The organism is Micromonospora sp. CA-263727, from assembly GCF_050942455.1.
GTDB lineage: Bacteria > Actinomycetota > Actinomycetes > Mycobacteriales > Micromonosporaceae > Micromonospora.
On the sequence record NZ_CP192031.1, the window covers coordinates 2583866 to 2599625 of the forward strand.

General features: G+C 72.5%; 10 protein-coding genes and 1 CRISPR repeat array. Of the genes, 3 read left to right on the plus strand and 7 right to left on the minus strand.

Going from position 1 to position 15760, the window contains the following annotated elements; genetic code table 11:
* Nucleotides 1-4: 4 nt before the first annotated feature.
* A complete protein-coding gene (ppdK, locus tag ACQPYA_RS11725; protein ID WP_433532633.1) occupies nt 5-2662 on the minus strand; it encodes a pyruvate, phosphate dikinase in 2658 nt (885 codons plus the stop codon).
* Nucleotides 2663-2824: 162 nt separating this feature from the next.
* Here ppdK and ACQPYA_RS11730 point away from each other — a divergent pair, with 162 nt between their 5' ends.
* The 3 genes from ACQPYA_RS11730 (at nt 2825) to ACQPYA_RS11740 (ending at nt 5507) form a co-directional block, all read left to right on the plus strand.
* On the plus strand, nt 2825-3304 hold the full coding sequence (locus tag ACQPYA_RS11730) for a GNAT family N-acetyltransferase (RefSeq protein WP_433532634.1): 480 nt from the start codon (nt 2825-2827) through the stop codon (nt 3302-3304).
* Between the two features lie 61 nt (nt 3305-3365).
* A complete protein-coding gene (locus ACQPYA_RS11735) occupies nt 3366-3989 on the plus strand; it encodes a hypothetical protein (RefSeq protein WP_433532635.1) in 624 nt (207 codons plus the stop codon).
* 150 nt (nt 3990-4139) lie between these two features.
* On the plus strand, nt 4140-5507 hold the full coding sequence (locus ACQPYA_RS11740; protein WP_433532636.1) for a hemolysin family protein: 1368 nt from the start codon (nt 4140-4142) through the stop codon (nt 5505-5507).
* Between the two features lie 196 nt (nt 5508-5703).
* A CRISPR array of direct repeats spans nt 5704-6899; the repeat unit is 36 nt; unit sequence CCCTCAATGAAGAGCAGCTCTGGTGGGAGCTGCGGC.
* Nucleotides 6900-7086: 187 nt separating this feature from the next.
* Here the strand turns inward: ACQPYA_RS11740 and cas2 are convergent.
* The 6 genes from cas2 to cas7g are packed head-to-tail and all read right to left on the minus strand — an operon-like array spanning nt 7087 to nt 15517.
* On the minus strand, nt 7087-7389 hold the full coding sequence (gene cas2 / locus ACQPYA_RS11745; protein ID WP_433532637.1) for a CRISPR-associated endonuclease Cas2: 303 nt from the start codon (nt 7387-7389) through the stop codon (nt 7087-7089).
* Nucleotides 7386-8978: a CRISPR-associated endonuclease Cas1 gene (gene cas1, locus ACQPYA_RS11750; protein ID WP_433532638.1), complete on the minus strand. Its 1593-nt coding sequence runs from the start codon at nt 8976-8978 to the stop codon at nt 7386-7388. The genes cas2 and cas1 overlap by 4 nt, the downstream gene beginning before the upstream one ends.
* Nucleotides 8978-10024, minus strand: a complete 1047-nt coding sequence (locus tag ACQPYA_RS11755) for a hypothetical protein (RefSeq protein ID WP_433532639.1) — start codon at nt 10022-10024, stop codon at nt 8978-8980. The genes cas1 and ACQPYA_RS11755 overlap by 1 nt, the downstream gene beginning before the upstream one ends.
* Entirely contained in the window at nt 10021-12771 is a 2751-nt protein-coding gene (gene cas3g / locus ACQPYA_RS11760) for a type I-G CRISPR-associated helicase/endonuclease Cas3g (protein WP_433532640.1), read from the minus strand. The genes ACQPYA_RS11755 and cas3g overlap by 4 nt, the downstream gene beginning before the upstream one ends.
* Nucleotides 12768-14285, minus strand: coding sequence for a type I-G CRISPR-associated protein Csb2 (csb2, locus tag ACQPYA_RS11765; protein WP_433532641.1), 1518 nt, complete (start codon nt 14283-14285; stop codon nt 12768-12770). Before csb2 ends, cas3g begins: the two co-directional genes overlap by 4 nt.
* Nucleotides 14282-15517, minus strand: coding sequence for a type I-G CRISPR-associated RAMP protein Csb1/Cas7g (cas7g, locus tag ACQPYA_RS11770; protein ID WP_433532642.1), 1236 nt, complete (start codon nt 15515-15517; stop codon nt 14282-14284). Before cas7g ends, csb2 begins: the two co-directional genes overlap by 4 nt.
* Nucleotides 15518-15760: the final 243 nt, after the last annotated feature.

The following is a 15760-nucleotide window of genomic DNA, read 5'->3' on the forward strand; positions in this document are numbered from 1 at the left end:
CCTCCTAACGGGAGTCGGAAACGCCGGCCTGGGCCACGGCGGCGCGGCCGGCGGCCAGCCGGGCGATCGGCACCCGGTACGGCGAGCAGGAGACGTAGTCCAGGCCGGCGTCGGCGAAGAACTCCACCGAGTCCGGGTCGCCGCCGTGTTCGCCGCAGACACCGACGGCCAGCTCGGGCCGGGCGGCCCGCCCTTCCGACACGGCCAGCCGGATCAGCCGGCCCACCCCGTCCGGGTCGAGGGTCTCGAAGGGGGACGTGTCGACGATGCCCCGGTCAAGGTAGTCGCCGAGGAACGAACCCTCCCCGTCGTCGCGGGAGAACGCCCACGTGGTCTGGGTCAGGTCGTTGGTGCCGAGGGAGAAGAACTCGGCCTGTCGCGCGATCGGACCGGCGGTCAGCGCGGCCCGTGGGGTCTCCACCATCGTGCCGACCGGGATCGGCGGCGCACCCGGCACCTCGGCCAGTACGGCGTCCACCTCGGCCCGCACGGCGGCCAACTCCCGCACGTCGACCACCAGCGGCACCATGATCTCCGGGCGCGGGTCGCCGCCCTCGGCCACCCGCTGCGCGGCGGCCTCGGCGATCGCCCGGACCTGCATCGCGAAGAGCCCCGGCACGGTCAGCCCCAGCCGCACCCCGCGCAGGCCCAGCATCGGGTTGCTCTCCTGGAGCCGGCGCACCGCGGCCAACAGCACGCCGTCGTGGCCCGGGGCCTGCCCGAGCGCCTCGGCCCGGGCCACCCGCGCGGCGAGGTCGGGCAGCGCGGGCAGGAACTCGTGCAGCGGCGGGTCGAGCAGCCGGACGGTGACCGGCAGGCCGTCCATCGCCCGGAGGATCGCCACGAAGTCCGCCCGCTGCAACGGCAGCAGGTCCGCCAGCGCGGCGGCCACCTCGGCCGGCCCGTCGGCCAGGATCAGCCGCTCCACCAGGGCCCGCCGTTCGCCGAGGAACATGTGCTCGGTGCGGCACAGCCCGACGCCGCCGGCGCCGAGCGCGCGGGCCCGGGTCGCGTCGTGCGGGGTGTCCGCGTTGGCGCGTACGCCGAGGTGCCGCACCGTGTCGGCGTGGCGCAGCAGCCGGTCCACGGCGGTGACCAGCCGGTCGGACTCCGGTGCCAGCTCGCCGGCCAGGTAGCGGGTCACCGGGGAGGGCCGCACCGGCACCTCGCCGAGGTAGACCCGCCCGGTGGTGCCGTCGATGGAGATCACGTCGCCGGCCCGGACCACCCGGTCGCCGACGGTGAACTCGCCGCGTTCCGGGTCGATCTCCAGCGCCTCCGCCCCGCACACGCAGGTCCGTCCCATCCCCCGGGCGACCACCGCGGCGTGCGAGGTCTTGCCGCCCCGGGCGGTGAGGATCCCGGCGGCGGCGATCATGCCGGGCAGGTCGTCGGGGTTGGTCTCGCGCCGGACCAGGATCACCGGCGGGTCGGCCGCCGTCGCGGCGGCGTTGTCGAAGACCACCCGCCCGACGGCCGCTCCCGGCGAGGCGCCGACCCCGGTGGCCAGCGGCTCGGGGGTGGCGTCGGTGTCGAAGGTGGGGAACATCAACTGGGCCAGCTGCGCCCCGCTGACCCGGGTCAACGCCTCGTCCCAGCTGATCAGCCCCTCCTCGGCCAGCTGGGCGGCGATCACGAAGGCCGCCGCCGGGGTGCGCTTGCCGACCCGGGTCTGCAACATCCACAACCGGCCCCGTTCGACGGTGAACTCCACGTCGCACAGGTCCCGGTAGTGCCGTTCCAGCGTGCCCATGATCTCGGTCAGCCGGCGGTAGCTGGTCGGGTCGGTCCGGGCCAGCTCGGCCAGCCCCATCGTGTTGCGGCCGCCGGCCACCACGTCCTCGCCCTGGGCGTCGGGCAGGTAGTCGCCGTACACGCCGGGCGTCCCGGTGGCCGGGTCGCGGGTGAAGGCCACGCCGGTGCCGGAGTCCGGCCCCAGGTTGCCGAAGACCATCGCCATCACGTTGACCGCGGTGCCCAGGTCGTCGGGGATGTGCTCGCGGCGGCGGTAGAGCACCGCCCGGTGGGCGTTCCACGACTCGAAGACCGCCCGGATGGCCAGGTACAGCTGCTCGTGCGGGGCCTGCGGGAAGTCGTGCCCGACCCGGTCGGCGAAGACCTTTTTGTACGTCTCGACCAGCCCGCGCAGCTGCTCCGCGGTCGGCCCGTCCGGCCCGGCCGTGGCGTGCAGCGCGTCCAGCTCCCGGTCGAACTCCTCGGCCGGCACGCCGTGCACGGTCCGGCCGAACATCTGGATCAGCCGCCGGTAGGAGTCCCAGGCGAACCGCTCGTCGCCGCTGAGCCGGGCCAGCCCGGTGACCGTCGCGTCGTTGAGGCCGATGTCCAGGATCGTCTCCATCATCCCGGGCATCGAGTACCGCCCGCCGGAACGGACCGCCAGCAGCAGCGGCTCGGCCCGGTCGCCGAGCCGCCGGTCCAGCCGTACCTCGATCTCCCGCAGGTGGGCGTTGACCTCGTCGAAGAGTCCGGGCGGCACCGCCCCGTCGGCCAGGTACGCCCGGCACGCGTCGGTGCTGACGGTGAACCCGGGCGGCACCGGAAGCGCCAGCCGGGTCATCTCGGCGAGGTTGGCGCCCTTGCCACCGAGCAGATCGGCCATGCCCCGGTGGCCGTCGATGAAGTCGTACACGTATCTGGTCATGGTCGGGCCTCCACGTCGTCGTCGATGCCGCTGACCTGTTGGTATCAGTCCCGCCGCCGCCCCCGGCAGGGCCGAACGCCAACGCCCGGCGGGGCGTAGGTCCCGATCCGGAGGCGTGTCGCCGGGCCGCAGCTCCCGGCCCGGGTGCGTATCGTCGGGGCGGTGACCGACGACCTGCGGCTGCGCCCGGTCGGCGAGGACGACCTGCCGGAGTTCTACGCCCACCAGCTCGACCCCGAGGCCAACCGGATGGCGGCCTTCGGCCCGGCGGACCCGACCGACCGGCGGGCGTTCGCCGCACACTGGGTGCGCATCCTCACCGACCCGCAGCTCGTGGCCCGCACGGTGACCGTCGACGGCACGGTGGTCGGGCACGTGCTGGCCTTCCCGATCGAGGGCCGCACCGAGGTCAGCTACTGGATCGACCGGGCGCGGTGGGGCCGCGGGTACGCCACCCGCGCGCTCGCCGCCCTGCTGCGCGAGGTCACCCGCCGGCCGCTGCACGCCCGCGCGGCCACCGACAACCTCGCCTCGCTGGCCGTGCTGCGCCGCTGCGGGTTCGTCGTGCGCGGCACCGACCGGGCGTACGCCCCGGGCCGCGGTCACGAGGTCGACGAGTACGTCCTGGAACTTCCCGGGTGACCCGGCCCACCGGCGGGTGCCCTGCGGCGGCCCTGACCAGGGCGGCGACTACCCTCGCGGGGTGAACTGGCTGGAACTCGTCGGCTGGGCCGGCTCGGCGCTGCTGGTCTGGTCGCTGCTACAGACCCGGATCCTGCGGCTGCGCGCCCTGAACCTGGTCGGCTGCCTCATCCTGATCGGCTACAACACCGCCATCGAGGTCTGGCCCATGGTGGGGCTGAACGTCGTGCTGGCCGTGATCAACGTCTGGTACCTGCGCCGGCTGCTCGCCACCCGCCACGACGAGCAGACCTACCAGGTGGTCGAGGTGGGCGCCGACGACGCCTTCCTGGCCCACACGCTGCGGGTGCACGCCGCCGACATCGCCGCCTTCAACCCCGGTTTCCGGGCCGGGCGGGTGGCCGGCCGCTCGGCCTTCGTCGTGCTCCGCGCCGACGAGGTCGTCGGTGTGGTGCTGGCCCGGGACGCCGGTGACGGGGTGGCCCAGGTCGATCTCGACTACGTCACCCCGCCGTTCCGGGACTTCACCCCGGGCGAGTTCGTCTACCGGCGCAGCAGCCTCTTCACCGACCGCGGGTTCCGGCAGGTGGTCAGCCCGCCGGGCATGGTCGCCCCCTACTACCACCGGCTCGGGTTCCGCCGCGCGGGCGACTCGTACGTGCTGGACCTGGCGACGCCCGGCTGAGCGGCTGTCGGGGTTTCCCGACAGTTCCTGGACGGCCGCCCGATCGGGGCGATGATTCACCGCCGGGACGAGTGGGCATAGGCACCGCTACGCCGACGGGGCCTCCGCCGGCAGCGCCACCGGGCGTGGTCCAGCGAGGGGAAGCCGGGCGTGCAGAGTTATTGGAGCCAGCTGGCCCTGGTCGGAGTCCTGATCGTGATCAACGCGATCTTCGCCGGCAGTGAACTGGCCCTGGTGTCGCTGCGCGACAGCCAGGTCCAGCGGCTCGCGCGCACCGGTCGGGCCGGGCGGGTGCTGGCCCGGCTGGCCCGCGACCCCAACCGCTTCCTGGCCACCATCCAGATCGGCATCACCCTGGCCGGATTCCTCGCCTCGGCGGCCGCCGCGGTGTCCCTGGCCCGGCCGCTGGTGCCGCTGCTGGACGTGTTCGGCCGGGCCGCCGAACCGGTGGCGATCGTGCTGGTCACCCTGGCGCTCACCTTCGTCACCCTGGTCTTCGGCGAGCTGGCCCCCAAGCGGATCGCGATGCAGGTCCCGGAGCGGTGGGCACTGCTCGTCGCCCGCCCGCTGGAGGTGCTCGCCGCGCTCACCCGGCCGGCGGTCTGGGCGCTGGGCGCGACCAGCGACCTGGTGGTGCGGCTCGTCGGCCTGGACCCGAAACCGGAGCGCAACGAGATCAGCCCGGACGAGCTGCGCGACATCGTCGCCGGCCACCACGGCCTCACCACCGAGCAGCAGACCATCATCGCCGGCGCGGTGGAGATCGCCGACCGGAAGCTGCGGGCGGTGCTGGTGCCCCGGCTGCGGGTCTTCTGCCTGGACAGCGGGACCTCCGCCGAGGCCGCCCGGATCGTGCTGGCCGCCTCCGGGCACTCCCGCGCGCCGGTGGTCCGGCACGGCGGCCTGGACGAGACGGTCGGCGTCATCCACCTGCGGGACCTGGTCGGCGTGCGCGACGACCGGCCGGTCGACGACTACGCCCGCCGGCCGATGCTGCTGCCAGACTCGGTGCCGGTGGTCGACGCGCTGCGCCAGTTCAAGGCCGAACGCCAGCACATGGCGCTGGTCGTGGACGAACGCGGCGCCGTCGACGGCATCGTCACCCTGGAGGACATCCTGGAGGAGATCGTCGGAGAGATCTACGACGAGACCGACCGGGACGTACGCGAGGTCCGGACCGAGCCGGACGGCGCGCTGCTGCTGCCCGGCACGTTCCCGGTGCACGACCTGCCGGACATCGAGGCGGACCTGCCCGGCCGCCCGGACGGCGACTACACCACCATCGCCGGCCTGGTCCTGGCCGGCCTCGGCCGGATCCCCACCCCCGGCGAGCAGATCACCGTCGACGGCTGGACGCTTGAGGTCACCAACGTCGACAGCCGGGCCATCACCGGCGTACGGCTGCGCCGCCCCGGCACCGCACCGACCGAGGAAACGGCGCACGAGGTACCGCACGAGGACCCGCAGCCGGCGGCGACGATCGACGTGGGGACCATCCTGGACCGCACCCGAGGCTGACCCATGCCGGCTGCCGCAAGAGCCGACCGGCTGGAACGTCTTCGGAGGCAAGCCGCCGAGGGCTGGTCCCGGGGGCGGGCCGACCGCCCGCACAGCGGTGGCGGGTAGTGGCGGCCAGGAACATCGGGACGACGACCCACCAACCGGCCGCTGCGACCGGCCCGGTGCACGGGATGTTCGTGCCGCCGGACCGCTCGCCTCAACGAAGGACAGCTCCGCTGGGAGCTGCGGCACCCACACCTGCCCGTCCTGGGCCACCTCGCGCAGGTAGCCTCAATGAAGGGCAGCTCTGGTGGGAGCTGCGGCGTGGCCGTGGTGGGCTGGGTCGCGAGCCGCCGGTACCCCCCTCAATGAAGAGCAGCTCTGGTGGGAGCTGCGGCGCCGCAGGTCAGGATCGGGCAGGTCGCGCGAGGCCGCCCTCAATGAAGAGCAGCTCTGGTGGGAGCTGCGGCGCCGCAGGTCAGGATCGGGCAGGTCGCGCGAGGCCGCCCTCAATGAAGAGCAGCTCTGGTGGGAGCTGCGGCGCCGGTCTTCCCGGCGTAGTCGTCGACGTCGAGCCCCCCTCAATGAAGAGCAGCTCTGGTGGGAGCTGCGGCCTGCTCAGCCAGCGCGGCGCCCCACGGCGGAACGCTCCCTCAATGAAGAGCAGCTCTGGTGGGAGCTGCGGCTTCGGCCGGCTGCGCGGCTACGAGGCCCCGGCGCTCCCTCAATGAAGAGCAGCTCTGGTGGGAGCTGCGGCTCTCACCTCCGCTTTCCAGGGATATCCGCCGCTATCCCTCAATGAAGAGCAGCTCTGGTGGGAGCTGCGGCGAAGGTGGGTCCAGGTCGACGGGGGCACGAGATCGGTTCCCCCTCAATGAAGAGCAGCTCTGGTGGGAGCTGCGGCTGCCAAGCTCGCGGGGCGAACGGAAGGCATCCACCCCGTCCCTCAATGAAGAGCAGCTCTGGTGGGAGCTGCGGCCCTAGATCCGGATGAAGACGACGATCTAGCGGCAAACCCTCAATGAAGAGCAGCTCTGGTGGGAGCTGCGGCCCGCATCCGCGCCAGCCGATCCGGACCGCGTCGGGCCACCCTCAATGAAGAGCAGCTCTGGTGGGAGCTGCGGCGATCGGCGTGCCGGCGGGTGACCGGCGCGAACTCCCCTCAATGAAGAGCAGCTCTGGTGGGAGCTGCGGCCGCGTCGTCCATCACCCGCCGGGCGATGTCGGTGGGCCCTCAATGAAGAGCAGCTCTGGTGGGAGCTGCGGCACGTGATCGAGACGCTGAACTTCGTGGACACCGCCCTCAATGAAGAGCAGCTCTGGTGGGAGCTGCGGCTTCTGCTAGGCGTCAGGCGAAGCCGACAGCCACGGGACCCCTCAATGAAGAGCAGCTCTGGTGGGAGCTGCGGCTGAGTCAGGATTCTAGCGGTCCTGAGCTGCGGCTGGACGGGTCTGCCGCGGAGGGTGCGGTTTCTGCAAGATCGAGTCGCGCCTCTGGGTCGCGATCCTGCGCATCTGCATGGGGTGTGAGCTGTGCTGACACCGTGGCGAGGGGTCCACGCTCAGCGGCGGGATGACGCAGCCTTCGCCAGTGGGTTCAGAGGATCGCTGGGCCGTGGTCGGTGATGGTGCGGCTGCATCCGATGACGTCGAGTGGTCGACGGTTGTTCTCGCGGAGGGTGCCCAGGTTGCAGAACAAGACGGAATCCGTGCCCTCGTTGATCATATCGGTGAGTTGGGCACGAAGGCGCAGGAGCTTGGCCGGCCGGGCGTCCACGATGAACACGCTGTACTGTACGCGGTCGCCGTATGATTCGAGCTTCTTGGCCACCTTCGTGCGACGGACGTCGTCCGTGATGTCGTACGCGATGAGGTAGCGCCGTACGTCGTCAATGCTCATCGGGTCTTGATGCCCTGGTATCGGGGCTGCGTCCCGTCGATCACTCCCAGGACGAGGCGTGCCTGAATCTCCATTGCGCGTCGCCATGTCACGTCGTACCCGAAGATCGGGTGCCGGAACGTGCTGGTGACGCGGCGCTCGTAGCCGGCGATGAGAGCCTTGCGGCCGCGCTCGCCGATCCGGGTCGTGCCGAGCGCGGTCGAGAAGTCCCGCGCGCGGATCTCGCCGTTGTTGAATGCGTTCAGGACGACCGAGTCGGCTACCGGGGCCCGGAACTCCTCGACCAGGTCGAGGGCCAGCGCCGGCTTGTTGCGTCCGCTGCTGTGCAGGAATCCGGCGTGCGGGTCGAGTCCGCAGGCGACGACGGCCCGCAGGGAGTCCGCGGTCAGCAGGCCGTAGCTGAAGTTTAACGCGGCGTTGATCGGGTCGCGGGCGGGGCGTCGGGTCCGTGTCGAGAAGGTCAGCCCTTCGGCTGCCACGATGCTGGGCCGGAACATGGTGAGGAAGTGCTCGAAGTAGCGCGCAGCCGCATCGCCCTCGATGCCGAAGAGGTCGGTCAGTGATGGCGAGTCGAGGGCGTCCCGCTGTAGTTCCCGGAGCCGGGTCACGGCTGCCGGGGCATTGCCGTGGCGGCGCAGCAGGGTCGCCTGGTTGGCGACCTTCGCGGCCACGAACTGTCGGGCCAGGTCGATGCGCCCGTGGTGGGATGCGACGTGTTGGAGTAGTCGCGGACCCCCGTTGGGGCCCTGGGCCGCCCTGGCCCATCCGGTGACCCGGCCCGAGCTGGTGCACCAGACCACGGAGAGGCTGCGCCACAACACCTCGCGGATGAGGCCGCTGGAGAGGTCGACGTTGCCGTGCACCACGACGCCCTGCACGCGTTCGATGGGGAACGTGCCGAGCTTCTCGCCGCTCTTGCTGACCTCGATCCGCCCCCGCGCGACGTACGCCCGGGAGCCCGGCGTGGTCAGGTGCAGCACCTGCGTGTCCGGGTCGGCCACCACGATTCGGCGGGTCACCGGCGCGAGGGGGCGTTCGTCGGGAAGGCAGACCGTGATGTGCGAGCAGCGGGAGCAGCGCCGGTCGTCTTCGAGTGGGGGAGGGGCCTGCTCGGCGGCGAGGGTGCGTGCGGTGGCCGCCACCATGTCCCGGGCGAGCGCCCGGTCCGCTGACGAGATGGGCACGTCCACCCGGGTGTGGTGGTTGGTGAAGTAGATCGCCTGCCCGGCAACCGGGTAGCCCATGTCGGCCAGTGCTCCGGCCAGGAGGGCGACCTGGATCCGCATCGGTTCGGTGACCTCGGGGCGGCGGCGGACCGGGGTGGCCTTGTGCTCCACGACCGTCATCGCGGCGTTCTCGTCCAGCTCGACGGTGTCGCAGCGGCCGAGCACGCCGAGGTCGTGGCTGATCACGTCGACCGCCCGGTAGCGGCGAGCGCGCGACCCGGTCGGGTCGTCGGCCGGCGTGTGGGCCTGCGTGCCGATCTCCACCTGGTGGGTGTCGGTTTTCTCCCCCATGGCTTCGAGCCAGGCCCGGCGCGGGCAGAACGCCTGGTGCGCCACCAGGCTGATGGGGATCAGCTCGGGCATCAGCGGCGCCGGGATTTGAGTCGCTCGCCGAGCATGGCGCGGCGTTCGGGTGCGCTGTCGCTGCCGAACCGGTGTACCGGGAAGCGGACGACCGTGGTGACGCCGCGATGCGCCAGCCATTCACGGGCCGACTCGTCGCGGGGCGCGGCGTCGTCGGAAGTGCGCCCGAGGTCGTTCGGCGACAATCCGGTCGCGGCGAACCGGGACAGTTGTCCGCTGGCGAGGATGGTCCGGTGACGGGCGGTTCGCCAGCGGCCGGCCCAGACGGGTACGTAGAAGTAGCCGGCGGTGCCCCGGCCAAGGTGGCCGCTCGTGGTGGCGAATCCGGTGCCGCGTTGGGCGATGGGGAACTGCGAGATGCCCCAGAGCGCACACCAGGCCAGCGCGTTGTCGGTCGGCCCGGGGGCGGCGAATCCGGTCGGCGTACGGCTGTCTGGTCGGTCTTTGCCGATCTCGTCGCGGACGGTGCGGCCAAGCAGCCCGTCGCTGACCGCGGTGGCGGTCCGGGCGGCGACCGCGGCGGCGAGTGGGCGGATCCGGTTGCCGACGAACTCGGATCCCTGGTTGCGGGGCTGCATCTCCAGTCGGCTGGCACCGTCGTCCTGGAGCCGCTGGCCCTGCCGGTTCTTTCGCCAGTAGCTGGGTTCCCCGAGCGCGGCGATCAGCCGGAGGTCGAGCAGCGCCCGCGCGTCCGTGAGCCGGTCGAGCACGTCGTGCCGCCGCTGCTGGAGGGAACGCCAGCCGTCGCTGGTGGAGATGACGCTGATGCGAGGGCTCATCAGCGCTCGCTGCTCGGCTGCGCTGATCTGCCGGCTCGGCCAGCTTTCCGGGGTGTCGTGCCGGGCCGCGTGTCGGCGTACGATCTCGCCGATCGTCTCCGGGCTGGCCTGCGGAGCGCTCAGCACCGGCCGGGGTGTCATGCCCGGGGTCCACGACAACCGGACGTCGTCCAGACCGCCGTCCTCGACGATCGCGGCGAGCCCGTACAACGCCAGGTGCGACAGCATGATGTCCGGATCGGCGGTGGTCAGTATGAAGTCGCTCATGATCCCTCCGCGGAGACCTGCCCGTCGGCCGCGCGGAGCAGCGCCTCCAGGTAGGCGCAGCCCCACACCCCCCAACGGATGTGGGTACGTTCGATCAGCTCGTCCCAGAGACCCTCGTCGTACAGGGTGGCGGTGATCTCGTCGGCGTCGGCCAGCAGATGCTCGCTGGTGTGTGGGAAGCCGTGCCGGCCGTGCCCGTGGCTGGTGCCGATCAGCCGGGCCACCAGCTCCCGCCATCGGCCGCCCAGCGTGGACAGCGCGGGCCAGGCCCGGACCACGGAGAGCTGTTCGTGTCGCCAGCCGGTGGGCAGACCCGAGGACGCCCGGAGTTGCCGGCTCCTGCGGGCGTCCCGCACCCCGCTCTTGGCCAGCGGTTCCGGGGGTGCGGTGCCGGACCGCAGCGAGCGCTGGAAGCGGGGGTCGGCCTTCCCGTCGTCGTGGTGCAGGCCCGCGAGACGTAGTGCCACCACCAACTCGGCGGCGAGGTCGAGTCGGGCGGCGACCGTTCCGGCCCGCTCTGCCACGGCCTCGGCGTGCTGCTGGAGAGCGACGGCCCTGCGGCGCGGGGTCCACGTCTGCCGCAGCTCCGCGTCGTCGGTCGCCCTGCGGAGGTCGACGACGATCAGCCGGGACAGCTCCGGTTTTCCGTCGTCCGAATCCTGCCAGTGCAGGGTCAGCTCGGCCTCGGCCCGCTCGTCCGAGGTCCGGTCGAGCAGGCCGGCCGCCGCGACCACCATCGGGTATGGCGACAGCTCCGCACGATGTACGCGGAGCAGCCGGGCGACCTCCAGCGGATCGGGCTCGGCCGGATCCGGCTCGGTCAGCTCGGCGGTGGCGGCGACGGCGTCGAGGAACCGACGGTGCGCGGCCGTGTCCCGTTCGATCCGGAGCACGACCTCGCCCGGCTTCGGTTCGTCGAGCTTGTCGAGTACGTCGTCGACCCGCTGGTTGCCGTCTAGGTCGACGACTCCGAAAGTGAACAGCTCGTTGCTGTCGTCGATGACGATCTGGTCGCCGGGTCGGAGCCGGTCATCGGCGGCCAGCGGGCGTGGGGCGTCGTCGCCGGGCCGGACCAGCACCGAGCCCGGCTTCAGACGCTCCCGCAGCTTCGTCGCCCGCCGGATCGAGACCGGAAAGACCTCGTGCGGCCGGGGCGGAAGTTTTTCGATCAGCCGTACGGCGTCGGCCTCGTCGGCCGGCAGCGCGCGCCGCACGACGAGGCCGATCTCGTGATCAGGCTCGTCCAGGCTGTCGGAGAGCCACAGGTCCAGGTCGTCCTGGCCGGCGGCGAGGTCGTCGCTGGTGCGGGCGAGGTGCCACGCCTGGGCCAGTTCCAGCCGCTGGAGCAGGTCCCGCCGCAGCGCGGGGGCCGGCGGCCGGGGCTCGCGCAGGGCCCACGGCGCCAGGCCGGCCGGATCGGCGGACTGCCGCTCCAGCCAGGTGAGGGCCGCCGCCAGGTCGTCGCGCTGGTACGGCCCGGACTGGGCTCCGGCGGGCAGGTCGGCCGCGGGCACCACCACGGTGACTTCGGTCGGGCGCGACCCGAGCCGGTTGACCCGGCCGGCCCGCTGGGCGACGGCCCCGCCGGGCGCCAGCTCCGTCACCGCGGCGGACAGGTCGAGGTCGACCCCGACCTCCAGGCTCTGCGTGCTCACCAGGACGTCGACCGCCGCATCACCGCCGATGCTGAGCAGCTTCGACGCCGGCGGCCGCAAGCGGGCCACGTCGTACGGCCGCAGTCGACCGCAGATCAGCTCCGTCTCCATGCCTCGCGCCCGCAGCTCCTCGGCGACGGCGGCGGCGACCGCGACCGTGTTGACGAAGCAGCCGACCGTCGAGCCGTACGCTTCACGGAGCCGTACCGCCTCGTCGGCCAGCGTCGTGACGCCCGCCTTGCGCGCCGGGCCGCTGTGCGGGATCGGCCAGGCCGCCAGGGGGAGCAGGGTAACGGGTTTCGATGTGGTCAGCCGTTGCCGCAGCGTCTCGTCCACGTCGAGGTCGTCGGGTTCGACGCCGACCGCCACTCCGGCGTCGGCGCGGGGCGTGGCGGTGGTCTCGACGACCTGGAGGACCGGCACACCGAGCGGCTCCTCGGCGATCGTGGCCAGCTCGGTGACCCGGCGGGCCGTGACCACCAGTTGCTGGGACAGGTGCGCCTCGTCGACGATGGCCACCGTGTCGTACGCGAGCAGACCGGCCTCGCGGGGCCACGCCTGCGCCCGTGACCCGTAGCCGGACAGCAGCAGCCGCGAGCCCCACATGTCGGGCGTGGCGCAGAGCACGGCACAGCCGAGCGGGTCGTCCAGCCACCGACGGGACGGCGGCGCGCCGCCCCGCAGCAGCGCGATCGACAGCGGGCCGCTGGCCGGTTCCCGGCGGCCGGCGCGCAGCGAGTCGAGCGCGGCGGCCGTCCGGGCGAGGACGCTCCGACCGTCCCGGGCCTGCGCCAGCTGGGTCGCGATCGTTGTGGCGTGCTCGTGCTGGTCGTCGACGAGGGCCCGACGGTCGACGACGAGCGCCAGCCGGCGCGGCACCCGGACCGGATGCCCGGAGGCCATCAGCGCCACCGCGAACACGTGCACGTCGATGACGCTCGTCTTGCCCGCCCCGGTCGGGGCGACGAGTTGGTCCGGCCACCGGCCGGTACGCAGGATGTGGTCGAGCAGCCGCTCCTGCCACCGGAACGGCCGCTGCCCGCCTCGGACCGCGGCGAAGAAGGCGCCGAAGTCGGCCCGGTCGACGCTCACCGGGCCAACCTCCGCACGATGTCGGACGGCAGGTCCCTCGGCACGAGCAGGCCACCGCCCAGGTGCCGGCTCTGCCCGATGGCGGCGATCGTCCGAGGGCCGGTCAGGTCACCGAGGGTCAGCACCGCCCGGTACGGCTGGATCACCGTCTCCGGGTTCACCTTGTGCACGTAGCGGCCGACATCGCCGTCCATCACCCGTACCGCAGATTCGACCCGGACCCCGCGCCCGGCGGCGGCTGCCGCCAGCGCCCGATAGCGGACGTCGCCTCGGCCCGACGCGGTGATCTCGTCTCGCCAGACCAACGCGACCGACAGCGCGGCGGCGTCGGCCAGGGACCAGCGGCCCCCACGCGGCGGACGGCTGTCCGGCACCGCCACCGGCTCGGTCTGCCACCACCGCTCGGCGCCGGCGGCCGGCACCGGCCAAAACGCGTCGGCCGGGATCTCCATCCGGGCCTCGACCCTGAACGGCCCAGCAGCGACCTTGACGTGCCGCAGTCGTTGCACCGCCATCCGGATCAGGGTCAGGTCGACGTCGCTCGCATCTCGCGGCAGCAGCAACGCCAGCGCGGTACCGCCGACGTGCGGCGCGTCGGGGCCGATGAACTGGATCGCGACCCGGTTGCTGGGCCGGGGGACCCCCGGCTGGTAGGCGCCGGTCAGGATCGCGGGGGCGCCGTCGCCGACGAGCCCGACGAGCGCACGGTGCACGGCGACCGCGTACCGCACTCGCCGTTCCGGCGGGATCGGCCGGTCGACCTGGAAGAGCAGCACCGACGTCCACGGCGTCGGCGGTGGCGGCGGCTCCGGCCGGGCATACCGGCCGAGTGCCAGCCCCGTCGTCACCACCGGGTGCGCCGTGGTCTTCTCACTTGACCGGTGCACGTCGGCCCGCAACGGCGGTACGACCGACGTATCGCGGTGTGCCGCCTCCAGCGCGTCCACCCGGCCGGCGGTGGCGACCGCGAGGTCCAGGCCATCCCCGGTGAAAAGGTCGGCCTCCCGGTCGAGGTGGTGCGTCGGGTCGGCGGCGGCCACCGCGAGCCGCACGGGGGACTCGCTGGTCCCCAGGTAGGGCACCTCGGGGCAGAGCGCCCCCAGCGCGGCCGCCACCGGCTCGGGTGGGGCCTGCTCCCACGTCCAGGCGAACCGTCCGGAAACCGCGACACCGCTCACCGCAGGCTTGCCGACCAGCTTCTCCGACAGCGGGTTGCGGCCTTCCTTGACGACCAGACCCTCTTTCCGGTACGCCGTGGCGGCGCCGCCGTTGTGCAGCGTCTCCGGCACGGCGATGCCGTCCGGCGGGTTGGCCTCCAGCCAGCGCAACGCGTCACGATCGGCGTCGCAGGGCCGCAGCCCGTCGCCGTCGGCGACCGCCCGGACGCCCTGCGCCGCCGCGCAGACCAGGGCGGTGTGCAGCCGGGCCGGCGACGGCAGCGGATCGAGCTGACCGCTGCCCACATGTCCCTTGTAGACGCCGAGGAGCGGCTCGGCGACGATCGCGAAGCTCACGAGTTGTCGTCCGTCTCGACCGCACCGGAAACGATGTCCGGGTTGCCGGTGACCCGCATCGCGAGGCCCGACCACTTGACGTCGGCGGCCTTCTCGGCGTGCGCGAGCGCCTCGCTGAGCAACAGGTCGGCGGCGTCGATGCTGAGCGGCTCGACGTCCAGGAAGGTGCCGCCCCGCTGGTCGAGTCGGACCTTCGGCGACTCCGCCTCGACCAGGTCACAGTTGGCCCGCAGGTACAGCTCGGCGTCGGAGCGGGCGAGCGCGTTGAGCGCCAACGCGGCCAGCAGCGCCCGGCACGCGGCATCCCCCTCGACACCGGCACCGAACCGCATCTGCCGCAGCGTGGCAAAGGACAACACATGGGTACGGATGATGGTGTCGCAGGCGACGCCGGCCAACTGGTCGAGCGTCGGCGGGATGCCGCCGAGGCCGAGCGCGGAGGCCGACTTTGCCTCACCCGGCTTGATCCCGTTGGCCGCCTTGACGATGTCGCCGTAGGTGGCCGGGCTCAACTCCGCCTGTTGCCGGGTGGCCGTCTCGGTCATCGCCTTCTTGGCGAGGTTGATCTGCATGCCGACCGGGTCGACCCGCGCCCCGCCGCGCAGGGCCGGCGTGGGCTCCGCCAGCGCGCCAGCTTCGTCGCGGCTCGCCGCGACGAAGCCCACGATCTCCCCGACCAGCGCGCTGCGCCAGCGCCCCTGCCGGCTGCGCCGGCTCGAATCCCAGCCGCCGAAGACCAGCGTCACCGGACTCGTCTCCAGCAGGGCACGGGCGTTGGCCGGGGTCGCGTCCCGGACCGTCCGGTACGCCTCCGTCTGCGTGGTCGGCTGCCCATCGATCGCGCCGGCCCTGACATGACCGTCGTAGATCCTGTGGGGGAGCGTGAGGTCGTAGTAGTGCTCGACGGCCCCGTCCCGCTCGTAGCTGACCCGCACGTGCGGCACCCGGGACAGCAGCGGATGCCGGTCCTCGATGGCTTGGGCCAGCGCCAACTCGGCCCGGTTGAGCTGAGATTGCTTCGAGTCGATCACCACCGCGTACCGACTCTCGTCACCGAGGTAGCGCTGCTCGTACGCGTACACGCCGCCCTTCCTGCCCCGCGCGGCGAACTTGGCTGGTGCGACCGACGCATGCCGACCACCGGCCGGCTCCAAAGTGGTGGTCGAGGTGAGACAACTCGGCCCGCCGGCCGACCCGGCGGCAAGCAACGAAGCAAGATCCAACGAACGCACTCGTACTTCCTTCCATCGGCAACTGACGGCGGTGTCATAGTCAAGCCGCCCGTCTGTTACGTAGTCGTTTGGGTTGTCATCGATCCGGAGGAGAGTCATCCACCATGTGTTGTCAGATCGCCTCCGGTAGCAATGCCATCGTCGTGATTCGGACACGTAGCGGCGGCGTCGACATCTGCCGCACCCGGTTTGCCGGCGCTGGCGGGGTGGCCCAAACTGGCAGCTGGGGTGGGGTGCCCTTCA

Excerpts from the sequence above, each read along its gene's own strand:
- ACQPYA_RS11755 (WP_433532639.1), bottom strand. The coding sequence starts at position 10,024 with ATGAGCGACTTCATACTGACCACCGCCGATCCGGACATCATGCTGTCG.
- ppdK (WP_433532633.1), bottom strand. The coding sequence starts at position 2,662 with ATGACCAGATACGTGTACGACTTCATCGACGGCCACCGGGGCATGGCC.
- cas2 (WP_433532637.1), bottom strand. The coding sequence starts at position 7,389 with ATGAGCATTGACGACGTACGGCGCTACCTCATCGCGTACGACATCACG.
- cas1 (WP_433532638.1), bottom strand. The coding sequence starts at position 8,978 with ATGCCCGAGCTGATCCCCATCAGCCTGGTGGCGCACCAGGCGTTCTGC.